Consider the following 6,510-nt stretch of genomic DNA (forward strand, 5'->3'; position numbering starts at 1 on the left):
GGGTGGAAGCGGACATCCGATACGAAGGGGAACCATGACGGCGATCGCGTTCGAGGCGTGGCGTGGCTTTCAGGGCACTGCCTGGCGGGACAAGGTGGATGTCCGGACGTTCATCCAGGCCAACTACACGCCCTACACCGGCGGTGCGGGCTTCTTGTCCGGCCCGACCGAGCGGACCCGGGCCGTATGGGCGAAGGTGAGCGCGCTCTTCCCCGAGGAGCGGCGACGCGGAATCTACGAGGTGGACGCGGCCACACCGTCGTCCATCACCGCGCACGCCCCCGGGTACATCGACGCCGGCCTGGAGCTGATCGTCGGCCTGCAGACCGACGCGCCGCTCAAGCGCGCGATCATGCCGGCGGGCGGGCTGCGCATGGTGGAGAACGGCCTGGCCGCCTACGACCACAAGCTCGACCCCGCCGTGAAGGAGATCTTCACCAAGTACCGCAAGACCCACAACGACGGCGTGTTCGACGCCTACACCCCGGAAATCCTGCGGGCCCGTAAGGCCGGCGTGATCACCGGCCTGCCGGACGCCTACGGCCGCGGCCGCATCATCGGCGACTACCGCCGGGTCGCGCTCTACGGCGTGGACCGGCTCGTCGAAGCCAAGCGAGCCGAGCTGCGCTCCCTCGACGGCGCCGACGCCACCGAGGCGGTCATCCGCGACCGCGAGGAGCTGTCGGAGCAGATCCGCGCGCTGGGCGAGCTGAAGGAGATGGCCGCCTCCTACGGCCACGACATCTCCGGGCCGGCCGCGACCGCGCATGAGGCGGTGCAGTGGCTGTACTTCGCCTACCTGGCCGCGGTCAAAGAGCAGAACGGCGCCGCGATGTCGCTGGGCCGCACCTCCACGTTCCTCGACGTCTACCTGGAGCGCGACCTCGCCGAGGGCCGCGTCACCGAGGAGCGGGCGCAGGAGCTGATCGACGACTTCGTCATCAAACTGCGCATCGTGCGCTTCCTGCGCACCCCCGAATACGACCAGCTCTTCTCCGGCGACCCCACCTGGGTGACCGAGTCGATCGGCGGCCTCGGCTCCGACGGCCGTCCCCTGGTCACCCGGACGAGCTTCCGCTACCTGCAGACGCTGCGCAACCTCGGCCCCGCCCCGGAGCCGAACCTGACCGTGTTCTGGTCGCCGCGCCTGCCCGAGGCGTTCAAGCGCTTCTGCGCCGCGCTGTCGATCGAGACCAGCGCGATCCAGTACGAGAGCGACGAGCTGATGCGCCCGCGCACCGGCGACGACACCGCGATCGCGTGCTGCGTGTCGGCCGCCCCGGTCGGCCGGCAGATGCAGTTCTTCGGCGCGCGCGTCAACCTGGCCAAGACCCTCCTGTACGCGATCAACGGCGGCCGCGACGAGGTCACCGGCGTCCAGGTCGGCCCCGCCCATCCGCCGCTCACCGGCGAGTACCTCGACTACGAGCAGGTCGCCGCCGCCTTCGACCGGATGCTGGACTGGCTGGCCCGCACCTACGTCAACGCGCTCAACATCATCCACTACATGCACGACAAGTACGCCTACGAGCGCATCGAGATGGCCCTGCACGACTACCCGGTCAAACGCACCTTGGCCTGCGGCATCGCCGGCCTGTCGGTCGCCGCCGACAGCCTGTCGGCGATCAGGCACGCCCGCGTCAGGGTCATCCGCGACGAGACAGGGCTGGCGGTGGACTACCAGGTCGAGGGCGGCTATCCGGCCTACGGCAACAACGACGACCGCGCCGACGCCATCGCCATCGAGCTGGTCCGCACGTTCATGGGCAAGATCCGCGAGCATCGTACGTACCGGGACGCCGAGCACACCCAGTCCGTCCTGACGATCACCTCGAACGTGGTTTACGGCAGGCACACCGGCAACACCCCCGACGGCCGCCGCGCCGGCGAGCCGTTCGCCCCGGGTGCCAACCCGATGAACGGCCGCGACCGTCACGGCATGATCGCCTCCGCCCTGTCGGTCGCCAAGCTCCCCTACGACCAGGCCCTCGACGGCATCAGCCTGACCAGCACGGCCACCCCGGACGGGCTTGGCCGCGTCCCTGACGAGCGCGTCGCGAACCTGGCCGGGGTGCTGGACGGCTACTTCGACGCTGGTGGCTTCCACATGAACGTCAACGTGCTCACCCGCGCCGTCCTGCTGGACGCCATGGAGCACCCGGACCGCTACCCGCAACTCACCGTCCGCGTCTCCGGCTACGCCGTCAACTTCGTCCGCCTCACCCCCGACCAGCAGCGCGACGTCGTCAACCGCACCTTCCACGGTTCGCTGTGAACGGCCCGAGATGAACGGTTCCGTCAGCTCCTGGGACCTGTCGGTCGGCGTGGACGGCCCCGGCACCCGCTTCGTCGTCTTCACCGCCGGCTGCCCGCTGCGCTGCCGGTACTGCCAGAACCCGGAGACCTGGCGGATGCGCGACGGCCGTCAGGTCAGCGCCGGCGACATCATGACCGAGATCCGCAAGTACCGCCGTTTCATCTCCGTCGCGGGCGGCGGCGTGACGATCAGTGGCGGCGAGCCGCTGCTGCAGCCGCGCTTCACCGGCGAGCTGCTACGCCGCTGCCACGAGGACGGCCTGCACACCGCCCTCGACACCTCCGGCCTGCTCGGCGTCCGCGCCACCGACGCGATGCTCGCCGACACCGACCTGGTCCTGCTCGACATCAAGTCCTACGACCCGGCCACCTACCGGCGCGTCACCGGCGGGCCGGTAGAGCCGACGCTGCGCTTCGCCCGCCGGCTCGCCGACCTGTGCCGCCCCACCTGGGTGCGGTTCGTGCTGGTCCCCGGCCTGACGGACGCGCCCGGCAACGTGGACGCCCTGGCCCGCTTCGTCGCCGGGCTCGGCAACGTCGAACGGGTGGACGTCCTGCCCTTCCACCGCATGGCCACCGGCAAGTACAAACGCCTCGGCCTGCGCTTCCCCCTCGCCGACGTCGAACCACCCGGCCAGGAGCTGCTGGACCGGGTGCACGCCCAGTTCCGCGCCCACGGCATCACCAGTGTCTGACCTGGATCGAACATGCTCACCGTCATGGCCGACCCCGTCCTCGTCCTGAACACGGGCTCCGCCTCCATCAAGGCCGAGCTGGTGGGCCTGAACGCGACTACGGCCTGCTCAGCATTGCCCACGGCGACTGGTCCGTTGTCGTGCACTCGCGCGGCGGTGACCGCGACAGGTCGTGATCTGCGCCGCGCTCCGATCTCTCGCGTTCACCACGTCGATCGCACCTGAGGGGTGACGCCAGGCCCTGCCGGAGGTAACGCGGGACCCTCTCGGACGGGACTCGTCGAACTGCAGGCGGTGCCCGTCCCGCACCCGGCTCCGACCGAGGTGCTCGTCCGGATCGAGGCGAGCGGACTGTGTCACACCGACATCCACGCCGCTACGGCGACTGGCCGGTCAAACCAGCGCTGCCGTTCATCCCCGGCCATGAGGGGGTCGGCGTGATCGAGGCGATGGGCTCCGCGGTGACCGGCCGGTGGCCGGGGAGCGGGCGCGATCTTCGGCGTCGGCGGGCTCGGCCACCTGGCCCAGCAGTACGCGCAGATCTTCGGCGGCGGCGAGACCATCGCGGTGGACCTCACCGGCCGTCGGCGACCGCGGCCTGCAACCCAGGCTCCGTGGCCCCGTGCTGGATGAGGCGGGCGGCGCGGGCACCTGCCTCCGTCCGCTTGGCGAGCGCGATCTCCTCCTCAGCGGTCAGCAGCGGGGTGGCGCCGATCCGGGTCAGGTAGTCGTCCGGGCAGATCATCGTGCTGTCCTGACCACAGCGAGCGGGCACGGCGCATGGTGCAGCAGGGCGTGGCTGACCGAGCCCAGCACCATCCCCGCGAACGTGCCGTGCCCATGCGATCCCACTACCAGCAGCTCCGCTCCGGCCGCGGCTTGCCGCAACACCTCGACCGGATGGCCGTGCACCAGCTCCTCCACGACCGGCACGCCCGGATGCCTCGCACGCAGCCCGCTCAACGCCTCCTTCAGCACGTCCGGTCCCTCGTCCACCACGGGGTCGAACCCCTGCTGGGCCCTGGCCCGCACAACTCGCAGCCGCGCGCCGCGCAACTCCGCCTCGGCGAAGGCGAACTCCAGTACGCGTGGCGACGCCGCCGATCCATCGGCCCCGGCCACGATGTTCCCCACCGAGGCGGCCTGACGCACCACCACGACGTCACACGGCGCATGCCCGGCCACCCCGTAGGCGACCGAGCCGACCAGCATCCCGCGCACCCCGCCGAGCCCATGGCTGCCCACCACCAGCAGCTCGGCCTCCCGCGCGGCCTCGATCAGCGCGGCGCGCGGGTCGCCGGGCAGGAACGTGGTCCGCAGGCTGATCTTCGGCTTGTCGCCGCGGGCGCGTTCCTCCGCCGCCGCCAGCACGCTCCTGCCGCCCTCGCGCATCCACGCGGCCACCTCGGCCAGCCGGCCGGTCTCCGTCTCCTGCGCCCAGCGCGGCATCGCGTGCGCCACCAGCAGCGGCACGTCCCGCAGGGCCGCCTCCCGCGCTGCCCAGCCGGCGGCCTCGAGCCCGGCTCGCGAGCCGTCCACTCCCACGACGATCATTGCTTCTCCTTCAGCTCAAGGAAAACCCGCCCGCCCTGGGGGCAGGGCGGGCGGGTGACCGGGGTGGCTACTGGAGCCACGGGGTACGGCGGACGATGGGCAGGTTGCCGAGTCCGAGGGTGCGGCCGGCGCCGGCGAGGGCCAGGCCGATGAGGACGATCGAGTAGATGATGTGGTCGTCCATGAACGGGTTGGTGGTCAGGGGCAGCTCGGCCGCCCACATGAGCAGCAGCATCGCGGTGCCCGCGCCGGCCGCGATCCGGGTGCCGATACCGAGGACGAGGGCCAGGCCGACACCGGCCAGGCCGGCCATGAACAACCAGTCCACCCACGCCTGTCCGGCCAGGGCCGAGAAGAAGCCGCCCAGGGCGTTCTCTCCGGTGCCCTTGAGGAACCCGGTGGTCGGGCTGCCGCCGTTGATCCAGGCCTTGGCGGCGGGGGTGGCGAAGCCGAAGCCGAAGGTCTTGTCCAGGAAGGCCCAGAGGAAGACCCAGCCGATCGAGATCCGGGCGGCGGCCCAGACGTAGTCGACCGGGGCCTTGCGCTCCGCCTTGCCCACACTGGTGTGCGTCACAGGCTTGTTGATGGTGGTGGCCATGGCGGGCCTCCCTTTCTCGGTCCTGTCGTGCGTTCTTGTCTCGCCTCCATCACACCGGTGACGACGGCCGGCGCTCAGTGCCGTACGACCCGCACCGGAAGGACCTTGGTCCTGTCACTGGACAGGGACCTTCGGCACCCGGGCAGGGCCGTCAGGCACTCACCGCAGCCGGAGGAGGTGCGGCACCGTTGGCGGCAGGAGGTGCGTGATGTCCGTTTCACTCGCTACCGAGCTCGGTGTCCGGCGGCTGCTGGTGGTGGCCGGTCAGGCACCGTCGGTGCTCAACACCCAGCCGTGGCGCTTCCGCGTGGTGGATCGGGAGTTCGTCGAGGTGTTCGCCGATCCCGACCGGCGGCTGCGGATCAGCGATCCGCGCGGCCGCAACCAGTACGTCAGCTGCGGCGCGGCGCTGTTCAACCTGCGCCTGGCGGTGCGCACGGCCGGGCAGCGGCCGTTGGTGTGGCTGCTGCCCATCCCCGAGGAGGAGCCGGAGTTGCTGGCGGCTGTGCGCATGGGCGGGCCATTGCCTGTCCCTGAGGAGTATCGCGAGCTGTACGACCTCATCCCCGTGCGCCGCACCAGCCGCCACCCTTTCGCCGACCGTGTTCTGCCGCGCGCGGTGCGGGCCGAGCTCCGGCAGGCCGCCGGACGGGAGGGGGCGGGGCTGGTGTTCCTCGACCGGCACGCCACGGACGACATGCTGGACTATGCCGCCATCGCCGAGGAGGAGCTGGGCCACGACCACGACTACCGCGCCGAGCTGGCCGCTTGGACGATGCCGGGCACGCACTACGACGGCCTTCCCGGCTATGTCCACGGGCCGCGTCCGCTGAGGGATCCGGCACCGGTCCGGGACTTCGGGCTGCAGGCGGGCAAGGCGGAATTCGAGGAACGACCGCAGCTCGCGGTGCTGACTACGATGGGTGATCGCCCTGCGGACTGGCTGCGGGCCGGTCAGGCGCTGCAGCGGGTGCTGCTGGTGGCCGCCCGGCACGGCGTGTCGGCGTCCTTCCTGAACCAGTCGCTCGATCTGCGCGACATGCGCAAGCGCCGCGACCCCCATCACCGCCGAGGTCACCCTCAGATGATCATCAGGCTCGGTTACGGACTCCCTGTGGCGCGCAGCCCGCGCCGCCCGGCGGCCGAGCTGGAAGCTGTTTGAGACCGGGACCCTCCCTGTCAAAATGAACAGAGGTAGCAAACAGGCATAAAACTCTGTCCTGAGGGTGGGGAAGGAGACATCCCTTCGTGGGAGCAAGCAAGCCGGATCCGGAGGTCCCTGATCCTCAGGTGCGGGAACGGGGACGTCCGCGTTCCTACTCCGCCGCCTACAAGGCCCGGATCCTG

Annotated in this window: 6 protein-coding genes and 1 pseudogene; 4 read left to right on the forward strand and 3 right to left on the reverse strand. The window is 70.8% G+C overall.

Annotated elements, in window-relative coordinates; translation table 11 throughout:
* The first annotated feature begins 34 nt into the window (after nt 1-34).
* The 3 genes and pseudogenes from pflB to ABD331_RS61245 all read left to right on the forward strand — a co-directional run.
* A complete protein-coding gene (gene pflB, locus ABD331_RS57790) occupies nt 35-2,275 on the forward strand; it encodes a formate C-acetyltransferase (protein ID WP_344495628.1) in 2,241 nt (746 codons plus the stop codon).
* Between the two features lie 10 nt (nt 2,276-2,285).
* Nucleotides 2,286-3,011 carry a pyruvate formate-lyase-activating protein gene (gene pflA, locus ABD331_RS57795; protein ID WP_344495630.1) on the forward strand — a complete coding sequence of 242 codons (726 nt, stop codon included), beginning with the start codon at nt 2,286-2,288 and terminating at the stop codon, nt 3,009-3,011.
* A gap of 353 nt (nt 3,012-3,364) precedes the next feature.
* Nucleotides 3,365-3,481: pseudogene (locus tag ABD331_RS61245) on the forward strand (alcohol dehydrogenase catalytic domain-containing protein); the annotation flags it as partial.
* A 104-nt stretch (nt 3,482-3,585) separates the two neighbouring features.
* On the opposite strand, the gene ABD331_RS57800 reads toward ABD331_RS61245, so the two are convergent.
* The 3 genes from ABD331_RS57800 to ABD331_RS57810 form a co-directional block, all read right to left on the reverse strand.
* Nucleotides 3,586-3,756 carry a sigma-70 factor domain-containing protein gene (locus ABD331_RS57800; protein WP_344495632.1) on the reverse strand — a complete coding sequence of 57 codons (171 nt, stop codon included), beginning with the start codon at nt 3,754-3,756 and terminating at the stop codon, nt 3,586-3,588.
* Nucleotides 3,753-4,565 carry a universal stress protein gene (locus ABD331_RS57805; RefSeq protein WP_344495634.1) on the reverse strand — a complete coding sequence of 271 codons (813 nt, stop codon included), beginning with the start codon at nt 4,563-4,565 and terminating at the stop codon, nt 3,753-3,755. The genes ABD331_RS57800 and ABD331_RS57805 overlap by 4 nt, the downstream gene beginning before the upstream one ends.
* A 67-nt stretch (nt 4,566-4,632) precedes the next feature.
* Nucleotides 4,633-5,163, reverse strand: coding sequence for a hypothetical protein (locus tag ABD331_RS57810; RefSeq protein ID WP_344495636.1), 531 nt, complete (start codon nt 5,161-5,163; stop codon nt 4,633-4,635).
* Between the two features lie 208 nt (nt 5,164-5,371).
* Here ABD331_RS57810 and ABD331_RS57815 point away from each other — a divergent pair, with 208 nt between their 5' ends.
* Entirely contained in the window at nt 5,372-6,325 is a 954-nt protein-coding gene (locus tag ABD331_RS57815; protein WP_344495638.1) for an Acg family FMN-binding oxidoreductase, read from the forward strand.
* The last annotated feature ends 185 nt before the right edge of the window (nt 6,326-6,510 follow it).

Source organism: Nonomuraea monospora, from assembly GCF_039531895.1.
In the GTDB taxonomy this organism is placed as follows: Bacteria; Actinomycetota; Actinomycetes; order Streptosporangiales; family Streptosporangiaceae; genus Nonomuraea; species Nonomuraea monospora.